We start from the raw sequence: 16,805 nt of genomic DNA, 5'->3' as shown, positions 1-16,805 counted from the left end.
AATGAGGACGCTGGGAGGACGGTTGGTGGCATGAGCCGGGCTTTCGTGAAGGAGGATGGCGGCCCCGAGGCGCCGCCCGAGCGGCCGGTGAGCACCGCGCGCAACCTGGTGACGCGGCGCGGGCTCGCGCTGATCGACGCCGAGATCGCGCGGCTGCGCGAGGCGAGGGGCGCGGCACAGGCGAGCGGCGACCTCGACGCCGCCGCGCTCGCCGCGCGCGACCTGCGCTACTGGACGCAGCGCCGCGCCAGCGCCGAAATGGTCGAGCCAGTGCCGGGCGAGGAGCGCATCGCCATCGGCATGGCGGCGACGCTGGAGGATGCGCGCGGCGCCCGCCGCAGCTTCCGCATCGTCGGCGAGGACGAGGCCGATCCGAAGCTTGGGCGCATCGGTTGGAACGCGCCGGTCTCGCGCGCGCTGCTCGGCAAATGGATCGGCGACGAGGTGGAGCTGCCCGCCGGCACAATGGAGATTGTCGCCGTCGATCCCGAGCCCGAAGCACCGCCAGCCGTGTAAGGTTTAGGCTCAGGCGGGTGCCAAAGGCGGCTCGGTTTGCTACATCCCGCACCAACGCACAGTGCGAGAGGCATGTCATGACGCTGCAAGTTTACCTGTCCGGCGAAATCCACACCGACTGGCGCGAGCAGATCATCGATGGCGCGAAGGATCTCGACGTCGCCTTCCACGGCCCCGTCACCGATCACGCGGCGAGTGATGATTGCGGCGTCGCTATCCTCGGTGCGGAGCCGAACAAGTTCTGGCACGATCGCAAGGGCGCACAGATCAACGCCATTCGAACGCGCCGTGGGATCGAGCAGGCGGACGTCGTGGTTGTTCGGTTCGGCGAGAAGTACAAGCAATGGAACGCCGCCTTTGATGCCGGCATGGCCGCCGGCCTGGGCAAGTCGCTGATCATACTTCATGGGCCCGACCACCAGCATGCGCTGAAAGAGGTCGATGCCGCAGCTCTCGCGGTCGCCGAGCAACCAGAGCAGGTCGTGCAGATCCTGCGCTATGTGCTGACAGGTGTACTGCCATGACCTTCGCCGAACTTCAGGCAGCTCTCGCAAAACTCAACCTCTCGCCCGCGGCGTTGGCGAAGCTGCTGGGGGTCGATGTTCGCACGGCTCGTCGATGGGCGACGGGCGGCAAGCCGATTCCCGACACGGTGGCAGCTCGCATTTCCGACATGCTGGTCAACGGGATAACGCCCGACGTCAGAGAGAAGCGGCAAAGCGGGGAGGCTGCGACGTCCTTCTTGTGGGTCCGAAAGGCGGGCAACACCGAGTGGACCGTAGCCGAGCATGATCGAGTGTCCGACATCTATTATCTCCCCGGTCGGATCGAGCGCTACACGCCAGACGATCTCGTACTGGGGCCCTCCATTGAGATACCTGGGGAGTAGTCGGCGGGTTGCTGGCGGACTGTGCAGGGACTAACGACTGCGCCGGCAGCCGCCATATCCAAACGCTGGGGATTGAACGCTGATGTTTCATCACTAGCGGCTTGTTGCCGTGTCCCACTGCGGGCACCCACCGCCTCGCAATGATGGCAAGGGCAAACCATGATCCCCGTCGAGACGCTTCTGGTCTTTATCCCCGCCGCGCTGGCGCTGAACCTGACGCCGGGCAACGACATGCTGTTCTGTCTCGGGCAGGGCATGAAGTCCGGCCCGCGCGCCGGGGTGGCGGCGAGCTTCGGCATCGCGGCCGGGGGCATGGTGCACACGCTGGCCGCCGCGCTGGGGCTGGCGGCGCTGCTTGCCACCCATCCCGGCGCCTTCGAGGCGATCCGCTGGGCCGGCGTCGCCTATCTGGTGTGGCTCGCCGTGCAGGCCTTTCGCTCGCCGGCACTGCCTCTGTCGGCTGAAGGGGCGCGGCGCACCACGCCGGGGCGGGCGTTCCGCGAGGCGGTGGTGGTGAACGTGCTCAACCCCAAGGTTGCGGTGTTCATCCTCGCCTTCCTGCCGCAATTCGTCGATCCCGCGCGCGGCTCGACCTTCCTGCAGTTCCTGCTGCTCGGGCTGGTGTTCAACATCGGCGGAACGGTGGTGAACCTCGCGGTCGGCCTGTTCGCCGGCCGCATCGGCGGCTGGCTGATGAGCCGGGCGCGGATCGCCCGCGCGTTCCAGATCGCGACCGGCGGCATTTTCCTGATGCTGGCGGCGAGGATCGCGTTCGAGCGGCGGTGAGGGCGGGCCCGCCGCTCAGATGTCCAGCAGTTCCTCGCCGGCAAAGGCCGCGCGTTCGGAGATGAAGGCGAAGCGGCTTTCCGGCTTGTTGCCCATCAGCCGCTCCACCGTGTCGGCGGTGGTCGCGCGCTCGGCATCGGCGACGGTGACGCGCAGCAGGGTGCGCGTCTTCGGGTTCATCGTGGTTTCCTTGAGCTGCGCCGGCATCATCTCGCCGAGGCCCTTGAAGCGGCCGATATCCACCTTGCCGCGCCCGGAGAATTCCTTCCGGAGCAGTTCGTCGCGATGCGCCTCGTCGCGGGCATAGAGCGTCTTGGCGCCCTGCGTGATGCGGTAGAGCGGGGGCACGGCGAGAAACAGGTGCCCGTTCTCGATCAGCTTGGGCATCTGGCGGAAGAAGAAGGTCACCAGCAGCGAGGCGATATGCGCGCCGTCGACATCGGCGTCTGTCATGATGATCACGCGCTCATAGCGCAGATCCTCGTCGCGATAATGCGCGCCGGAGCCGCAGCCCAGTGCCTGCAACAGGTCGGCGAGCTGCTGGTTCTGGGCGAGCTTGTCGCGGGTGGCGCTGGCGACGTTCAGTATCTTGCCGCGCAGGGGCAGCACCGCCTGGCTCTGGCGCTCGCGCGCCTGCTTGGCCGAGCCGCCGGCCGAATCGCCTTCGACGATGAAAAGTTCTGAGCCGGCTGCGGAATTATTGGAGCAGTCCGCCAGCTTGCCGGGCAGGCGCAGCTTGCGCACCGCGCTCTTGCGCGAGACTTCCTTTTCCTGCCGGCGGCGCAGCCGCTCGTCGGCGCGCTCGATCACCCAGTCGAGCAGCCGCCCGGCCTGCACCGGGTTTCCGGCGAGCCAATGGTCGAACGGGTCGCGCATCGCGGCCTCGACGATGCGCGCAGCCTCGGCCGTGGCGAGCTTTTCCTTGGTCTGGCCCTGGAATTCCGGCTCGCGGACGAAGACCGAGAGCATGGCCGCGCAGCCCGCCATCACGTCGTCGCCGGTGATGATTGCGGCGCGCTTGGCGTTGCCGGTGCGCTCGGCATGGTCACGCAGGCCCTTGAGCAGCACCGCGCGGAACCCCGCTTCATGGGTGCCGCCCTCGGCGGTGGGAATGGTGTTGCAGTAGGAGGCGACCGAGCCGTCGGAATCCCCCAGCCACGCCACCGCCCATTCCGCCGAACCGTGGCCGCCGGGGCGGGATGTTTTGCCGGCAAATATATCGCCATGCACCAGCGTGTGCCCGGCGATGTCGGCGGCGAGGTAGTCCTTCAAGCCGCCCGGGAAGCGGAAAATCGCCTTTTCCGGCACGTCGGTGCCGGCCACCAGCGACGGATCGCAGTTCCAGCGGATTTCCACCCCGCCGAACAGATAGGCCTTGGAGCGGGCCATCTTGAACACGCGCGCCGGCTTGAAGCGGGCCTCGGCGCCGAAGATCTGCGGGTCGGGATGGAAGCGCACGCGCGTGCCGCGCCGGTTCTGCACCCGGCCGACTTCCGCGATCGGGCCCTGCGGCACGCCGCGCGAATAGGTCTGGCGGTAAAGCACCTGCCCGCGCGCGACCTCGACCTCCAAGAGGTCGGAGAGCGCGTTCACCACCGAGACGCCGACGCCGTGCAGGCCGCCCGAGGTCTCATAGACCTTGCTGTCGAACTTGCCGCCGGCATGCAGCGTGGTCAGGATGACCTCCAGCGCCGACTTGCCGGGATATTTCGGGTGGTTCTCGATCGGGATGCCGCGCCCGTTATCGGTCACGGCGAGGAAACCGTCGGCGGTAAGTTCCACCTCGATGAAACTGGCATGGCCGGCGACCGCCTCGTCCATGGAATTGTCGATCACCTCGGCGAAGAGGTGGTGCAGCGCCTTCTCGTCGGTGCCGCCAATATACATGCCGGGCCGGCGCCGCACCGGCTCCAGCCCTTCCAGCACCTCGATATCGGCGGCGGTATAGGCCGCTTCCGCCCCGCTGCCTGCCGCCGGCGCGCGCGCCGGACTACGCTCGGCCCTTGCGGGCGTCGGGCGCGGGGCGGGCGGGGGTACGGAGGCGAACAGGTCGTCGGAATTCGACATTGCTGAGGAAAGCTCGCAACTGCTGGAGTGATTCGATCAGACGATACTATGGCAGGCCGTCTCCCCGTGGGGAACAGGTCGTGAACGCGTCACCCCGCGCGGCGGCCGGCCATCTGAACTAACCCTTGAGGCGGCGCCGGTTCGCGCGCACCTTGCGGCCATACATGGCGACGATTTCCGGGCCGGCATGCTCCAGCCGCCCGGTGGCGGCGGAGGTGGCGATCCGGGCATTGACCTCGGCGAGCGCCAGCGCCTTCTCGGTGATCATGCGCATCGCTTCCATACCGGAATCAAGATCGCCACGGGCAAAGCGCGACAGGCGTTCGGCAACCACGATCTGCGAGTCGAGGCCCAGACGCGCCATGCGCACGCCCAGGGTCAGAAAGGCATTAGGTGTCATCATTCCCGGCTTCCTGGAGGCAGCCGTGAGCCGGCACCTGTGTTCTATATCGGCCTTTATGCGCCAGGCAGCAAGCCGGGCGGCCGCATGGCTCCTGCCCGCGCCACCGCGCCATCCCGGCAAACGGGAAGGTGGCATGCGGCGCGCCGTCTTCCGTCCGACACCCATCGGGTGTAGATGCGCGTTTCCCGCCGAACGCGCGCGGGACATCGAGGAGACGGTGAGATGACGGAAAGCAGGGCGCGGATCGCGATACTCGGGGCTTCGGGCTACACCGGCGCTGAGCTGGTGCGCCTTCTGGTCCGTCATCCGCGCGTGGACATCGTCGCGCTCACCGCCGACCGCAAGGCCGGCCAGAGCATGGCCGAGGTGTTCCCGCAATTCGCCCCGCTGAGCCTGCCCGTGCTCACCACCATCGACGAGGTGGACTGGAGCAAGGTGGACCTTGCCTTCTGCGCCCTGCCGCACGGCACCACGCAGCAGGTGATCAAGAAGGTCTTCGAGACCGCGCCGCATATCAAAATGGTCGATCTGTCGGCCGATTTCCGGCTGCGCGACCCCGGCGCCTATGAGCAGTGGTACGGCCACCCGCATCAGGCGCTGGAACTGCAGCAGGAGGCGGTCTACGGCATTGTCGAGCTGTATCGCGCCGACATCCGCAAGGCGCGCCTCGTCGCCAATCCCGGCTGCTACACCACGACCGCGATTCTGCCCGTTGTGCCGCTGATCGAGGCCGGCGCCATCGAGCCGGACCATATCGTGATCGACGCCAAGAGCGGCGTCACCGGGGCCGGGCGTTCGGCCAAGGAGAGCCTGCTCTACACCGAAGTGACCGACGGCATGCACGCTTATGGCGTTGGTGGCCACCGGCACATGGCGGAGCTGGACCAGGAATATTCCAAGGCCGCTGGCCGCTCCATCGTGCCGAGCTTCACCCCGCACCTCATTCCGATGAGCCGCGGCATCTACGCGACCATTTATGTGAAGACCGGCGCCGGCATCGGGGCGGAGGGCGTGCATCGCGTGCTGGCGGACTTCTACAAGGCCGAGCCGTTCGTGCATGTGCTCCCGCTCGGCCAGGTGCCGCAGTCGCGCTTCGTCAAGGGCTCGAACATGACCTTCCTCGGCGTGGTGGCGGACCGCCAGCCGGGCCGGGTCATCATCATCTCGACGCTCGACAATCTGGTGAAGGGCGCTTCCGGCCAGGCGGTGCAGAACATGAACCTGGTGCTCGGCTTCCCCGAGACGCTGGGGCTGGAACAGGTGGCCATGTTCCCGTGAGCGTGCGGCTTACCTCCGCATTCTGAGCAAAGCTTGACCTTGGGTATCAGTGTGCCGGAGCTTCTCCCTTCATAACAAGACAAGAGGGAGAAGCCGTCATGTCGACGTCAGGAATATTATCCCGTCGCGGCCTGTTCCGGACGCTGGCCTGCGGCTGTGTCGCTGCCGGCCTCGGCGTGCGCATGGGCGTTGCGCCCGCTTTGGCAGCGGACCCCAAGGCCAAGACCACGCTGAGCAGCGACGAGGCGCTCGCCCGGCTGAAAACCGGCAACGAAGCCTTTGTGAAGGGCGCTTCCTGCGTGGTGGTCGGCGGCGTGGAGCGTATTGCCGCGCTCGCTGGCGGGCAGGCGCCTTTCGCGGTGGTGGTGACGTGCTCGGATTCGCGCACCTCGCCCGAGCTCCTGTTCGATGCCAGCCTCGGCGAATTGTTCGTCGTGCGCGTGGCCGGCAACACGGTCGACCAGACGGCGCTCGGCTCGATCGAATATGGCGTCGCGGTTCTCGGCGCGCCGCTGGTTCTGGTGCTGGGTCATAGCGGCTGCGGCGCGGTGGAGGCGGCGGTGAAGATGGTGACCGAGAGGGCCGAGTATCCCGGCGCCATCGCCACCATGGTGGAACCGATCCTGCCGGCGGTGCTGAAGGCGCAGACGCAGCCGGGCGACCTGCTGAGCAACGCTATCGCCACCAATGTCCGGCTGGTCCTCGGCGCGATCGGCAATGGCAGCGCCATGGTCACGGAAGCGAAAAAGGCCGGGAAGGTGCGTCTTGTCGGCGGCGTCTACGACCTGTCGAGCGGTGTCGTCGACTTTCAGGCGTGAGCGCCTACCGCGCCCGCACCGCGTAGCTCGCCTTCAGCTTGGCGCCGTCCCATTTCCAGGTGCCCCAGCAGGCCGCCTCCGGCGCGGCGTCGGGGCATTGGAAGCGGTCGACCCAGAGTTCGAGCACGGTGGCCTTGGCGTCCTGCGCCAGCACCGGGTCGCTGCCGCGCAGCCCCTCCGGCCGGTAGCCAGCCGTGGAGAGGCTGACCGCGATGTCGCAGCCGTCATTGGCGCAATAGGCGGTGGCTGCGCCGTCGCAGGCCAGGTTCTGCGTGTTCAGCACATAGTCGGGCTGCCCATCGCGGTCGAGGTCGGCGCTCATCATGAACGGCCACTGGTTGCCGCGCGGCGTGCCGCCCAGCGTGCGGCACTGCTTGAGATAGCTGCTTACCTGGTCGGTCACCGGCTGCGGCGCGGGGGCGCCATCGGAATTGGCCTGCCGCGTCAGCGCGTCGAGCGCGCCGGCGAGGTTCTTGCGCAGCGCGGCGATGCGGGTCTCATAGGCGCGGGTGAGGCAGGCGATGTCGCCGGCGCAGCGTCCGCGCTCGCTCAGGAAGGCGTGGGCCTCGTCGCGCCGCGCCGCGCTGCCGCCCATTAGGAGCGGGATGCGTTCATAGGCGAACCACAGCCCGCCCATCTCGCTGTCGAGGGCGGAAAGATTGGGGTCGGCGCACACGGCTTTCTCGTCGGAAAGCCGCGCCTTGGCGCAGTCGAAGCTGGCGGCGCCGGCCGGCGCGGCGGCGAGGCACAGCAGCACCGCCGGGGCGGCGAGCCAAATCATGCCACAGGCGGCGTGCAATGCCCGGCCGGCGGTGCCCCTCACGCGTTCACCTTCACATAGCTGCCGGGCGCGTCCTCCAACGGCGGGAACGGACCATCGCCGGGGATGCGGGCGGGAACACGGGCGCCGTCCTGCGCCTCGATCCAGGCCATCCAGTCCGGCCACCACGAGCCGGGATGCATCTGCGCGTTGTCGAGCCAGTCCTCCAGCTTCCCGGCGGGCGTCGCGCCGGTCCAGTACTGGTACTTGCCGCGCGCGGGCGGATTGACCACGCCGGCGATGTGGCCGGAGCCCGCCAGCACGAAGCGGCTCTGCGTGCCGAACAGCTGCATGCCGAGGAACACCGATTGCGCGGGCGCGATGTGGTCCTCGCGGGTGGCGAGGGAATAGATCGGCAGCGTGACCTTGGAGAGATCGAGCTGCCGCCCCTCAAGGTGCAGGTTGCCTTTCGCGAACAGGTTATCGAGGTAGCAATTGCGCAAGTAGAACGAGTGGTTCGCCGCCGGCAGCCGCGTGGAATCCGAGTTCCAATGCAGGATGTCGAACGGAAACGGCGCCTGCCCCTTGAGATAATTGTTCACCACATAGGGCCAGATCAGATCATTGGCGCGCAGCATGTTGAAAGCGCGGGCCATCTTGCCGCCTTCCATCACGCCGGATTCCAGCATGCGGCGTTCGAGACTGGAAATCTGTTCTTCGTCGATGAACACCTTCAGGTCGCCGGCATAGGTGAAGTCGACCTGGGTGGTGAGGAAGCTCGCCGAGCGGATGCCGGCCTCGGCGATGCCGCCGGGTTGTCCCGCCGCCAGCCAGGCCAACGTCATCGACAGCATGGTGCCGCCGACGCAATAGCCGACTGTGTGCACCTCCTCGACATTGGCCGCCTTGCGGGCGACCTCGATCGCTTTCAGCACGCCGTCATGCATGTAGTCGCCGAAACCCTTGGCGGCGAGCGAGGCGTCCGGGTTCACCCAGGAGACGATGAACACGGTCAGCCCCTGCGCCACCGCCCAGCGGACGAAGGATTTCTCGGCGTTGAGGTCGAGCACGTAATATTTGTTGATCCAGGGCGGCACGATTACCACCGGCGTGCGCAGCACCTGCTCGGTGGCGGGCGCATACTGGATGAGCTGCATCAGCTCGTTCTGGAAGATCACCTTGCCCGGCGTGGTGGCGAGGTTCTCGCCGACCTTGAACTTGGAATGGTCGGTCTGGCGGATCTTCAGCTCACCGCCGCCGGCTTCGATATCCTCGGCCAGCATCTTCATGCCGCGCACCAGATTGTCGCCGTTGGAAGCCAGCGTGGTGCGCAGCAATTCGGGATTGGTGAGCACGAAATTGGAGGGCGAGACCGCACCGGCGATCTGGCGGACATAGAATTCCGCCTTGTGCTTGGTGTGCGGGTCGATCTCGGCCTCGTCGACCATCTTTTCCGCCCAGTTGGCGGTCAGCAGATAGGTCTGCTTCAGCGTGTCGAAGAACGGATTGCTGCTCCATTCCGGATCGATAAAGCGGGCATCGCGGGCTGGTGGGGCGACGACGGGAGCTGTTTCCTCCCCTCCGAGCCGCTTGAGGGTCGAGGACCACAATGAGAGATAGCCGCCGATCAGCCGTGACTGTGCCTCGACCGCGCGCTGCGGGTCGATCATCCAGTATTCCGCGACATTGCCTAGCGTCTTCATGACGTCGGCGATGTCCTCGGCCACGTCATCCTTGATGGTGCCGTCCTCGCGCGGGCGCAGATAGGCGGCCATCGCCTTGCCGCCCTCCTCGATCATCCGGGCAAGGTTGCCGGCGAAGGCCTCGAAATCGATCGAAACCGGCGAGGACGTTTCCTGCGGCTCGGGAGCGGATTTCGCGGCGGGCGCGGCTGTGGCAGGGGCGGGAGCTTGCCTGGGTGCCGGTGTCGCCAGCGTTTCGAGGACGGGGGCCTTCGGTGCGGCGGAGGCCGGGGGCGCGGCAGCGGGTCTGACGGGAGCAGGTTGGGCGGGAGAGGGCTTGGCGGGAGCAGGCTTGGCGGCAGCCGTGCCGACACCGGCAGAGCGGGCGGCGGATTTGCGGGCGGCGGTCTCGGTGGAGGCCGTCTTCGGTTTCGCGGTCTTGGGCGCTGCCGGCGCGGAGGCGGCGGGCACCTCGGAGCCTGCTTTCACCTTCGCCTTTACCGCGCGCGGAGCGGCCGGTGGTTCCGGTTCGTGCGGCAGCGCGGCCTTGGCCCTGGCCAGAGCCTGCTTGGCGGCGGCGATGCGCGCCGCGGACACCTTGCTGGCGGCAGGCCGGGCCGCCTCGACCGCATCGGGCTTGCGCCCGCGGGTGCGGGATGGCGCAGCGGAGGCCGGCTCGGCGACCGTCTTCGCAGGAGCGACCGCGGTCCTGGTGACAGCTGTCTTGGTGGCGACGGTCTTGGCGACGACCTTGGCCGTGGCGGCCGGAGGCGCCGGCTTCACCGAGGACCTTGCCGGCTTCACCGAAGGCCGCGCCGGTTTGGCCGAAGATTTCGCCGATGACGTGGCCGATGATTCGGGGGAGGGGGCCGCGCCTGCCGCGTTCCTTCCCGCTTCCTGCGCTGCGCTGGCCGGCGGGCTGGCGACGCGCGGCTCGCGGCTGTTGCTGACTTTGGCGGCGCGCCGGACGGTCCGCCGGGTCGGGTCTCGGTCACTCAACGCTTGTCCCCAAGGGTGCGTGCGTTCATAGGTGAAGTCATCATAGACGTGCCGTTCGGGAGTAGCGAGCGTTTCTGCCGTTCCGGCAGCCCGAGTGTGGAAGGATGGACGTGGCAAGACATGGTGATCTGACACCGGCGCGCGACGCTTGGACGCGGCCTTCTGCGCGCCAGCGTCTGCTTGCGGCGGCGACCCTGCTGGCCGCCGGCCTTGCGCTGGGCGGCTGCGCCGGCGTCGCGGAATCGCTGATGCCGGATGTGACCAAATGGCCGGAGGAGGGCAAGAAGGCCGATCCCAACGCCCCCCAGCCCGCCTACCCGACCTTCGGCGCCCCCGCGCAGATCGGCGATCGCCCGGTGATGGACGCCGCCGCGCGCGCGAAAATGCAGACCGACCTCGAAACCCTCGCCAAGCAGCGCGAGCAGCAATTGCTCAACGACATTGAGCAGGATGGCGGGCAGGACGACGGCAGCGCCGGGCAGTAGCGCCACAGGATACCGCAGGGCCATGCTACTGCCACTTTAGACTGAGATCCCTCGCTGTGCGGGCGCGCGAACAATGATATGAAGCGCCCGATGCGCCGACCTCGTGAGGAAAAGAGGCGGCTTGGAGCTTGAGACCGATGACCGATTTCCACCGTATCCGCCGGCTGCCGCCTTATGTGTTCGAGCAGGTCAACCGTGTGAAGGCCGCCGCCCGTAACGCCGGCGCCGACATCGTGGATCTCGGCATGGGCAATCCCGATCTGGACGCCCCCACGCACGTCATCGAGAAGCTCAAGGACACCATCGGCAAGCCCCATACCGATCGCTATTCGGCGTCGAAGGGCATTCCCGGCCTGCGCCGCGCGCAGGCGGCCTATTATGAACGCCGCTTCGGCGTGAAGCTGAACCCCGACACCCAGGTCGTGGCGACGCTGGGCTCTAAGGAAGGCTTCGCCAACATGGCGCAGGCGATCACCGCCCCGGGCGACGTGATCCTGGTGCCGAACCCGTCCTATCCGATCCACGCTTTCGGCTTCCTGATGGCGGGCGCGGCGATCCGTTCCGTGCCCTGCGAGCCGGGACCGGAGTTCTTCCACGCGCTGGAGCGCGCGGTGATGCACTCGATTCCCTCGCCGCTGGCGCTGGTGATCTGCTACCCGTCGAACCCGACCGCCTGCGTCGCCGATCTCGATTTCTACCGTGATGTCGTGGCCTTCGCGAAGAAGCACGACCTTATCGTGCTGTCCGATCTCGCCTATTCGGAAGTCTATTTCGACGACAACCCGCCGCCTTCCGTGCTGCAGGTGCCGGGCGCGATGGATGTCACTGTCGAGTTCACTTCGATGTCCAAGACCTTCTCCATGGCCGGCTGGCGCATGGGATTTGCGGTCGGCAACGAGCGGCTGATCGCGGCGCTTGCGCGGGTGAAGTCCTATCTCGACTACGGCGCCTATACCCCGATCCAGGTTGCGGCGGCCGCGGCGCTGAACGGCCCGCAGGACTGCATCGCCGAGATGCGCGCGGTCTACAAGAAGCGCCGCGACGTGCTGGTCGACAGCTTCGGCAAGGCCGGCTGGGACATTCCCTCGCCGAGCGCCTCGATGTTCGCCTGGGTGCCGATCCCGGAGAAGTTCCGCGCGCTTGGCAGCGTGGAATTCGCCAAGCTGCTGATCGAAAAGGCGGATGTCGCGGTCGCTCCTGGCGTGGGCTTCGGCGAACATGGCGACGACTATGTGCGCATCGCCCTTGTGGAGAACGAGCAGCGCATTCGGCAGGCGGCGCGCAATGTCCGGCGCTTCCTTGAAACCGGCGCCGAAACATTGCACAACGTCGTCCCTCTCGCCGCGGTACGCTGACGGCTCGGACCTTACGTCCGGGCCCGTGCCGTTTCCTGCTTTTTCGTTGTGTTCGGACATTACTCATGGCGCCGCCGCTCAGAATTGGCATCGCCGGCCTAGGTACGGTCGGTGCAGGTGTCGTGCGCATGCTGGCCCGCCGCAAGGATGACATCGCCACGCGCACCGGCCGCACGGTCGAGGTGGTGGCGGTCAGCGCACGCGACCGCAACCGTAATCGCGACTGCGACCTTTCCGGCGTGCGCTGGTTCGACGATGCGCTCGCCCTTGCCCGCGATCCTGACATCGACGTCTTCGTCGAGCTGATCGGCGGCTCGGATGGCATCGCAAAGGCAGCCGTCGAGGCCGCTATCGAGGCCGGCCATGACGTGGCCACCGCCAACAAGGCGTTGCTCGCCCATCACGGCGTCGCGCTGGCCCGCGCGGCGGAGGCGAAGGGTGTCGGTATCGCCTTCGAGGCGGCGGTGGCCGGTGGCATTCCGATCGTCAAAACGCTGCGCGAGGCGCTGCTCGGTAACCGCGTCGAGCGGGTTTCGGGCATTCTCAACGGCACCTGCAACTACATCCTTACCCGCATGAAGGATGAGGGCCTCTCCTTCGAGAGCTGCCTCGACCAGGCCCAGCAGCTCGGCTATGCCGAGGCCGATCCGACCTTCGACGTCGACGGCTTCGACACCGCCCACAAGCTCGCGCTGCTGGCCAGCCTCGCGTTCGGCGTGCAGCCGGACCCCGAGGCGATCCATGTCGAGGGCATCCGCTCCATCACCCTTGCCGATCTCGATGCCGCCGACGAACTCGGCTATCGAATCAAGCTTTTGGGCGTCGCCGCGCGTTCCGGCGAGGCGGTGGAACTGCGGGTTCACCCGACCATGGTGCCTAAACATTGGCCAATCGCGCAGGTCTCCGGCGTTACCAATGCGGTGGCGGTGGATGGTGATGCGGTGGCGCTGACGCTGGTCGGCCCCGGCGCGGGCGGCGATGCTACCGCCTCGGCCGTGGTCGGCGACCTGTGCGACCTTGCAGCGGCGCGGCCTCGCGCGGTTTTCGGCTGGCCGGCGGTCAATTTGCGTCCGGCGGGCAAGCCTGCAATCCAGCGTCATGAAGGTGGGTATTATATCCGTCTCGCCGCGGTCGATCGGCCCGGAACGGCGGCAGCGATTGCCCGCCATATGGCCGAGCAGAATATTTCTCTTGAGTCCATAATGCAGCACCGGCGTGGCCGGCCGCATGGCGGGGATCGGGCCGACAGCGCGGAAGACCCCGCGCCGGTGGTGCTGGTTACCTATGCGACGACGGAAGACGCGGTGCGCCGCGCGATCGCCGCCATCGAGATCGATGGCGTGATCGCCTCGCCCCCGCAGGTTATACGTATCGAGAAGGATTGAGGGCTGGGACGATGGCGGAAATTACGGTCAAACCCGATCAGTTGCTGGAACGCATTCTGACACTGGAGCTGGTGCGCGTGACCGAGCGCGCGGCGGTGGCGTCGGCGGCGCTGCGCGGGCGCGGGGACGAAAAGGCGGCGGACAAGGCGGCGGTGGACGCCATGCGCCGCGAGCTTAACCGGCTGCCGATCGCCGGCCGCATCGTGATCGGCGAGGGCGAGCGCGACGAGGCGCCGATGCTGTTCATCGGCGAGGAACTCGGCAGCGGCAAGGGCCCGGCCGTCGACATCGCCGTCGATCCGCTGGAAGGCACCACGCTCTGCGCCAAGAACATGCCCGGCTCGATCGCCACCATGGCGATGGCCGAGGGCGGCACCATGCTCTATGCGCCCGACGTCTACATGGACAAGATCGCGATCGGTCCGGGCTACCCGAAGGGCACCATCGACATCGACGGTTCGCCGGCCGACAACATCCACTCCCTCGCCAAGGCGAAGGGCGTGAAGCCGCATGAGATTTCCGCGCTGATCCTCGACCGTCCGCGCCACGCGGCGATCATCGAGGCCGTGCGCAAGACCGGCGCCTCGGTTCAGCTCATCACCGACGGCGACGTCGCCGGCGTGATCCACACCGCCAACCCCGACGAGACCGGCGTCGACATCTATATGGGCACCGGTGGCGCGCCCGAGGGCGTGCTGGCCGCGGCTGCGCTGCGCTGCATCGGCGGCGAGATGTACACCCGCCTCATCCTCGACACCGAGGAGAAGCGCGAGCGCGCCAAGAAGATGGGCGTCTCCGACCCGAAGAAGATCTACACCATCCACGACATGGTGCGCGGCGACTGCCTGTTCTCCGCCACCGGCGTGACCACCGGCAACCTGCTCAAGGGCGTGAAGTACGAGAAGGGCGTGGTGAAGACCCACACCGTCGTGATGCGCTCCGCGACCGGCACGGTGCGCTGGATCGAGGCCGAGCACCGCGACCTGTCCAAGTTCCACCTCGGCTGAGGCATCGCCTCGGCCGTTTCGCTTGCTCAACCAACGGGAAGGAAAGACGCCATGTTCACCGGAGATGCCGCTCTCGTCGCGCTGATCAACAGCAACACTGCCCTGATCGAAGCCGGCAAGTACGGCGCGGTCGCCGAAGCCTATAAGAGCTTCGTCGCCGAGCACCCGACCACCAGCTACATGGTTTCCGAGCCGGTGCCGTTCAAGGTGAACGTGTACCTGTCGAAGAAGTATGGCTCGTCCGCCACCACCACCTTCACCCTGCGCCATCCGACCTGGGCGTCGGACATCAAGAAGGCGCTGAAGGACGGCCCGGAGGCCTTCGCCTCGACCCTCGCCAAGATCGACGCCGACGTGGCCGAGATCGCCAAGGGCGTCAAGCCGCTGAGCTGACGCTCCGGCCTATCCCCCGAACGAAAGGCCGGCCTTTGCGCCGGCCTTTTTGTTTGCCGCGGTCAGAGCGCGGGATGGCTCAGGAAGTAATTGACCCCGAGTTGCACCATCGCCGGCTGCGAGGCGTGGGGGCCGGGGTGCTCGACATAGGTCAGCTCATAGCCCGCCGCCCGCAGCTTGGCGGCATGGGAGCGGCCGGCGGTGGCGATCGGGGTCTGGGTGTCGTTCTGCCCGTGGGCGATGAAAACCTTGGGCGAGCCCTCCTGCGCCAGCACGGTCATGAACCCGGCGGAGAAGGCGAGGATATGGGTCACGAAGCGCCCATTGCTGAGCCCGGTGGACAACGAATAGCTGCCGCCATCCGAATGCCCGGCGAAGGCAAAGCGAGCGGGATCGAGCGTGAAGCGCGCGGCGACCTCGGCGAGGCCGATGTCGAGTCGCTCGCGATCCGGCCCGTTGCCGGCGATCACGATGTCCCAGGTCGGCAGCAGCGATTGCGGCACCAGCAGCAGGAAGCCGCGCTCTTCGGCATGCCGGCGCAGGATCGGCATGATCTTCTCGGCGCTGCCGCCCCCGCCATGAAACAGCGTGACGAACGGCGTTGGCCGCGCCGGATCGAGGCCCTCGGGCACGACCAGCACGTAATCGCGCGTCTCGAACAGGCCGAGATCGTGCCGGCCGGGCGGCAAGGCGGGCTTGGTGGGGGGCGTGTGTCGGAAGGCGAGGCGGCCGAGGAGCGAGAGGTCTTGCATGGCGCGCACCATAGAACAGGGATCGAAAAAGGAAACGCCCGTCTGCGTCCCCCATGCCCCGGCAAAGGCGCGCGGCGTGCGACCGTCCCGCGCCTTGACTTGATGGTCGATTACCCGATGTCGCGTCCAGCCACGGCGGCGGCGATGGCGTCGCCGGCCTCTGTCGTCGAGGCGGTGCCGCCGAGGTCGCGGGTGAGGCAGATGCGCTCGGCCAGCACCTCCTCGATGACCTCCTCGATGGCGAGCGCGGCTTTCTCCTCGCCGAGGTGGCGCAGCATCATCGCGCCGGACCAGATCTGGCCGGTCGGATTCGCCAGCCCCTTGCCGGCGATGTCCGGCGCCGAGCCGTGCACCGGCTCGAACATGGACGGGTAGTCCCGCTCCGGGTTGATGTTGGCGCCCGGCGCAATGCCGATCGAGCCCACGATGGCGGGGCCGAGATCGGAGAGGATGTCGCCGAACAGGTTGGAGCCGACCACCACGTCGAACCAATGCGGGTTGCGCACGAAATGCGCGGTCAGGATATCGATGTGGAACTGGTCGGTCCGGAAGCCGGGATATTGCGCGGCCATGGCGGCGAAGCGCTCATCCCAATACGGCATGGTGTGGCTGATGCCGTTGGACTTGGTGGCCGAGGTGACATGCTTCTTGCGCGTGCCGGCGAGCTCGAAGGCATAGCGCATCACCCGGTCGCAGCCGCGGCGGGTGAAGATGGACTGCTGCATCACCAGCTCTTCCGGCGAGCCCTCGAACAGCCGGCCGCCAATGGACGAATACTCGCCCTCATTGTTTTCGCGCACGACATAGAAATCGATGTCGCCGGCCTCGCGGCCCTTGAGCGGGCTTTCCACGCCCTTGAGCAGCTTCACCGGGCGCAGGTTGATGTACTGGTGGAAGCTGCGGCGGATCGGGATCAGCAGGCCCCACAGCGACACATGGTCCGGCACGCCGGGAAAGCCGACGGCGCCGAGATAGATCGCGTCGGTGTCGCGAATCTGGTCCAGCCCGTCGGCGGGCATCATCGATCCGGTCTTGACGAAACGTTCGCAGGACCAATCGTAATGCCGCCACTCAAGGGCGAAACCGCCGCGACGGGCGGCCGCCTCCAGCACCTTCTGGCCTTCCGGCACCACCTCGTTGCCGATGCCATCGCCGGGGATCACCGCGATGCGGTACGTACGCATGTCTCGTCTCCTGGTGACGCCCGGCCTAGACATCGCGCAGGGCGGT

17 protein-coding genes are annotated in these 16,805 nt (G+C 67.3%); 11 read left to right on the top strand and 6 right to left on the bottom strand.

Going from position 1 to position 16,805, the window contains the following annotated elements:
* Nucleotides 1-30 precede the first annotated feature (30 nt).
* The 4 genes from VRZ77_RS08560 to VRZ77_RS08545 all read left to right on the top strand — a co-directional run bounded on the left by VRZ77_RS08560 (nt 31) and on the right by VRZ77_RS08545 (nt 2,191).
* On the top strand, nt 31-516 hold the full coding sequence (locus VRZ77_RS08560; RefSeq protein ID WP_414592249.1) for a GreA/GreB family elongation factor: 486 nt from the start codon (nt 31-33) through the stop codon (nt 514-516).
* Nucleotides 517-593: 77 nt separating this feature from the next.
* Nucleotides 594-1,040: a YtoQ family protein gene (locus tag VRZ77_RS08555; protein ID WP_414592248.1), complete on the top strand. Its 447-nt coding sequence runs from the start codon at nt 594-596 to the stop codon at nt 1,038-1,040.
* On the top strand, nt 1,037-1,405 hold the full coding sequence (locus VRZ77_RS08550; RefSeq protein WP_414592247.1) for a helix-turn-helix domain-containing protein: 369 nt from the start codon (nt 1,037-1,039) through the stop codon (nt 1,403-1,405). Before VRZ77_RS08555 ends, VRZ77_RS08550 begins: the two co-directional genes overlap by 4 nt.
* Nucleotides 1,406-1,564: 159 nt before the next feature.
* On the top strand, nt 1,565-2,191 hold the full coding sequence (locus VRZ77_RS08545; protein WP_414592246.1) for a LysE family translocator: 627 nt from the start codon (nt 1,565-1,567) through the stop codon (nt 2,189-2,191).
* Between the two features lie 15 nt (nt 2,192-2,206).
* Here the strand turns inward: VRZ77_RS08545 and parE are convergent, their stop codons facing one another.
* Nucleotides 2,207-4,258: a DNA topoisomerase IV subunit B gene (gene parE, locus VRZ77_RS08540; RefSeq protein ID WP_414592245.1), complete on the bottom strand. Its 2,052-nt coding sequence runs from the start codon at nt 4,256-4,258 to the stop codon at nt 2,207-2,209.
* Between the two features lie 118 nt (nt 4,259-4,376).
* Nucleotides 4,377-4,661 carry a hypothetical protein gene (locus VRZ77_RS08535; protein WP_414592244.1) on the bottom strand — a complete coding sequence of 95 codons (285 nt, stop codon included), beginning with the start codon at nt 4,659-4,661 and terminating at the stop codon, nt 4,377-4,379.
* A gap of 222 nt (nt 4,662-4,883) precedes the next feature.
* Here VRZ77_RS08535 and argC point away from each other — a divergent pair, with 222 nt between their 5' ends.
* Together argC and VRZ77_RS08525 are read left to right on the top strand one after the other, a co-directional pair.
* A complete protein-coding gene (gene argC / locus VRZ77_RS08530) occupies nt 4,884-5,939 on the top strand; it encodes an N-acetyl-gamma-glutamyl-phosphate reductase (protein WP_414592243.1) in 1,056 nt (351 codons plus the stop codon).
* 98 nt (nt 5,940-6,037) lie between these two features.
* A complete protein-coding gene (locus tag VRZ77_RS08525) occupies nt 6,038-6,757 on the top strand; it encodes a carbonic anhydrase (protein ID WP_414592242.1) in 720 nt (239 codons plus the stop codon).
* A 4-nt stretch (nt 6,758-6,761) separates the two neighbouring features.
* Here the strand turns inward: VRZ77_RS08525 and VRZ77_RS08520 are convergent, their stop codons facing one another.
* Together VRZ77_RS08520 and phaC are read right to left on the bottom strand one after the other, a co-directional pair.
* On the bottom strand, nt 6,762-7,538 hold the full coding sequence (locus tag VRZ77_RS08520) for a lysozyme inhibitor LprI family protein (RefSeq protein ID WP_414592241.1): 777 nt from the start codon (nt 7,536-7,538) through the stop codon (nt 6,762-6,764).
* Between the two features lie 38 nt (nt 7,539-7,576).
* Nucleotides 7,577-9,316, bottom strand: a complete 1,740-nt coding sequence (phaC, locus tag VRZ77_RS08515) for a class I poly(R)-hydroxyalkanoic acid synthase (RefSeq protein WP_414592274.1) — start codon at nt 9,314-9,316, stop codon at nt 7,577-7,579.
* A 992-nt stretch (nt 9,317-10,308) separates the two neighbouring features.
* Between phaC and VRZ77_RS08510 the strand changes: the two genes are divergently transcribed.
* The 5 genes from VRZ77_RS08510 to VRZ77_RS08490 all read left to right on the top strand — a co-directional run bounded on the left by VRZ77_RS08510 (nt 10,309) and on the right by VRZ77_RS08490 (nt 14,823).
* Nucleotides 10,309-10,683 carry a hypothetical protein gene (locus VRZ77_RS08510; RefSeq protein ID WP_414592240.1) on the top strand — a complete coding sequence of 125 codons (375 nt, stop codon included), beginning with the start codon at nt 10,309-10,311 and terminating at the stop codon, nt 10,681-10,683.
* 137 nt (nt 10,684-10,820) lie between these two features.
* A complete protein-coding gene (locus tag VRZ77_RS08505; protein WP_414592239.1) occupies nt 10,821-12,038 on the top strand; it encodes an LL-diaminopimelate aminotransferase in 1,218 nt (405 codons plus the stop codon).
* Between the two features lie 65 nt (nt 12,039-12,103).
* The gene (locus tag VRZ77_RS08500; RefSeq protein WP_414592238.1) at nt 12,104-13,423 is read left to right on the top strand and encodes a homoserine dehydrogenase; all 1,320 of its coding nucleotides are present in this window, start codon (nt 12,104-12,106) and stop codon (nt 13,421-13,423) included.
* A gap of 11 nt (nt 13,424-13,434) precedes the next feature.
* Nucleotides 13,435-14,430: a class II fructose-bisphosphatase gene (glpX, locus tag VRZ77_RS08495; protein WP_414592237.1), complete on the top strand. Its 996-nt coding sequence runs from the start codon at nt 13,435-13,437 to the stop codon at nt 14,428-14,430.
* A gap of 51 nt (nt 14,431-14,481) precedes the next feature.
* Nucleotides 14,482-14,823, top strand: a complete 342-nt coding sequence (locus VRZ77_RS08490) for a hypothetical protein (RefSeq protein WP_414592236.1) — start codon at nt 14,482-14,484, stop codon at nt 14,821-14,823.
* A gap of 62 nt (nt 14,824-14,885) precedes the next feature.
* Here the strand turns inward: VRZ77_RS08490 and VRZ77_RS08485 are convergent, their stop codons facing one another.
* Both VRZ77_RS08485 and VRZ77_RS08480 read right to left on the bottom strand, forming a co-directional pair.
* Entirely contained in the window at nt 14,886-15,575 is a 690-nt protein-coding gene (locus VRZ77_RS08485) for an alpha/beta hydrolase (RefSeq protein WP_414592235.1), read from the bottom strand.
* Nucleotides 15,576-15,685: 110 nt separating this feature from the next.
* Nucleotides 15,686-16,759 carry a tartrate dehydrogenase gene (locus VRZ77_RS08480; protein WP_414592234.1) on the bottom strand — a complete coding sequence of 358 codons (1,074 nt, stop codon included), beginning with the start codon at nt 16,757-16,759 and terminating at the stop codon, nt 15,686-15,688.
* Between the last annotated feature and the right edge of the window lie 46 nt (nt 16,760-16,805).

It is taken from the genome of Ancylobacter sp. G4_0304, from assembly GCF_047501495.1.
Taxonomy (GTDB): Bacteria; Pseudomonadota; Alphaproteobacteria; order Rhizobiales; family Xanthobacteraceae; genus Ancylobacter.
This window is presented reverse-complemented; position numbering and strand designations above follow the sequence as displayed.

Bases quoted from the DNA above. Each gene is read 5' to 3' on its own strand.
- VRZ77_RS08555 (WP_414592248.1), top strand. From the start codon at position 594: ATGACGCTGCAAGTTTACCTGTCCGGCGAAATCCACACCGACTGGCGC.
- VRZ77_RS08485 (WP_414592235.1), bottom strand. From the start codon at position 15,575: ATGCAAGACCTCTCGCTCCTCGGCCGCCTCGCCTTCCGACACACGCCC.
- VRZ77_RS08550 (WP_414592247.1), top strand. From the start codon at position 1,037: ATGACCTTCGCCGAACTTCAGGCAGCTCTCGCAAAACTCAACCTCTCG.
- VRZ77_RS08525 (WP_414592242.1), top strand. From the start codon at position 6,038: ATGTCGACGTCAGGAATATTATCCCGTCGCGGCCTGTTCCGGACGCTG.
- glpX (WP_414592237.1), top strand. From the start codon at position 13,435: ATGGCGGAAATTACGGTCAAACCCGATCAGTTGCTGGAACGCATTCTG.
- VRZ77_RS08480 (WP_414592234.1), bottom strand. From the start codon at position 16,759: ATGCGTACGTACCGCATCGCGGTGATCCCCGGCGATGGCATCGGCAAC.
- VRZ77_RS08500 (WP_414592238.1), top strand. From the start codon at position 12,104: ATGGCGCCGCCGCTCAGAATTGGCATCGCCGGCCTAGGTACGGTCGGT.
- VRZ77_RS08545 (WP_414592246.1), top strand. From the start codon at position 1,565: ATGATCCCCGTCGAGACGCTTCTGGTCTTTATCCCCGCCGCGCTGGCG.
- VRZ77_RS08505 (WP_414592239.1), top strand. From the start codon at position 10,821: ATGACCGATTTCCACCGTATCCGCCGGCTGCCGCCTTATGTGTTCGAG.
- argC (WP_414592243.1), top strand. From the start codon at position 4,884: ATGACGGAAAGCAGGGCGCGGATCGCGATACTCGGGGCTTCGGGCTAC.
- VRZ77_RS08560 (WP_414592249.1), top strand. From the start codon at position 31: ATGAGCCGGGCTTTCGTGAAGGAGGATGGCGGCCCCGAGGCGCCGCCC.
- parE (WP_414592245.1), bottom strand. From the start codon at position 4,258: ATGTCGAATTCCGACGACCTGTTCGCCTCCGTACCCCCGCCCGCCCCG.
- VRZ77_RS08490 (WP_414592236.1), top strand. From the start codon at position 14,482: ATGTTCACCGGAGATGCCGCTCTCGTCGCGCTGATCAACAGCAACACT.
- phaC (WP_414592274.1), bottom strand. From the start codon at position 9,316: ATGATCGAGGAGGGCGGCAAGGCGATGGCCGCCTATCTGCGCCCGCGC.
- VRZ77_RS08535 (WP_414592244.1), bottom strand. From the start codon at position 4,661: ATGATGACACCTAATGCCTTTCTGACCCTGGGCGTGCGCATGGCGCGT.
- VRZ77_RS08520 (WP_414592241.1), bottom strand. From the start codon at position 7,538: ATGATTTGGCTCGCCGCCCCGGCGGTGCTGCTGTGCCTCGCCGCCGCG.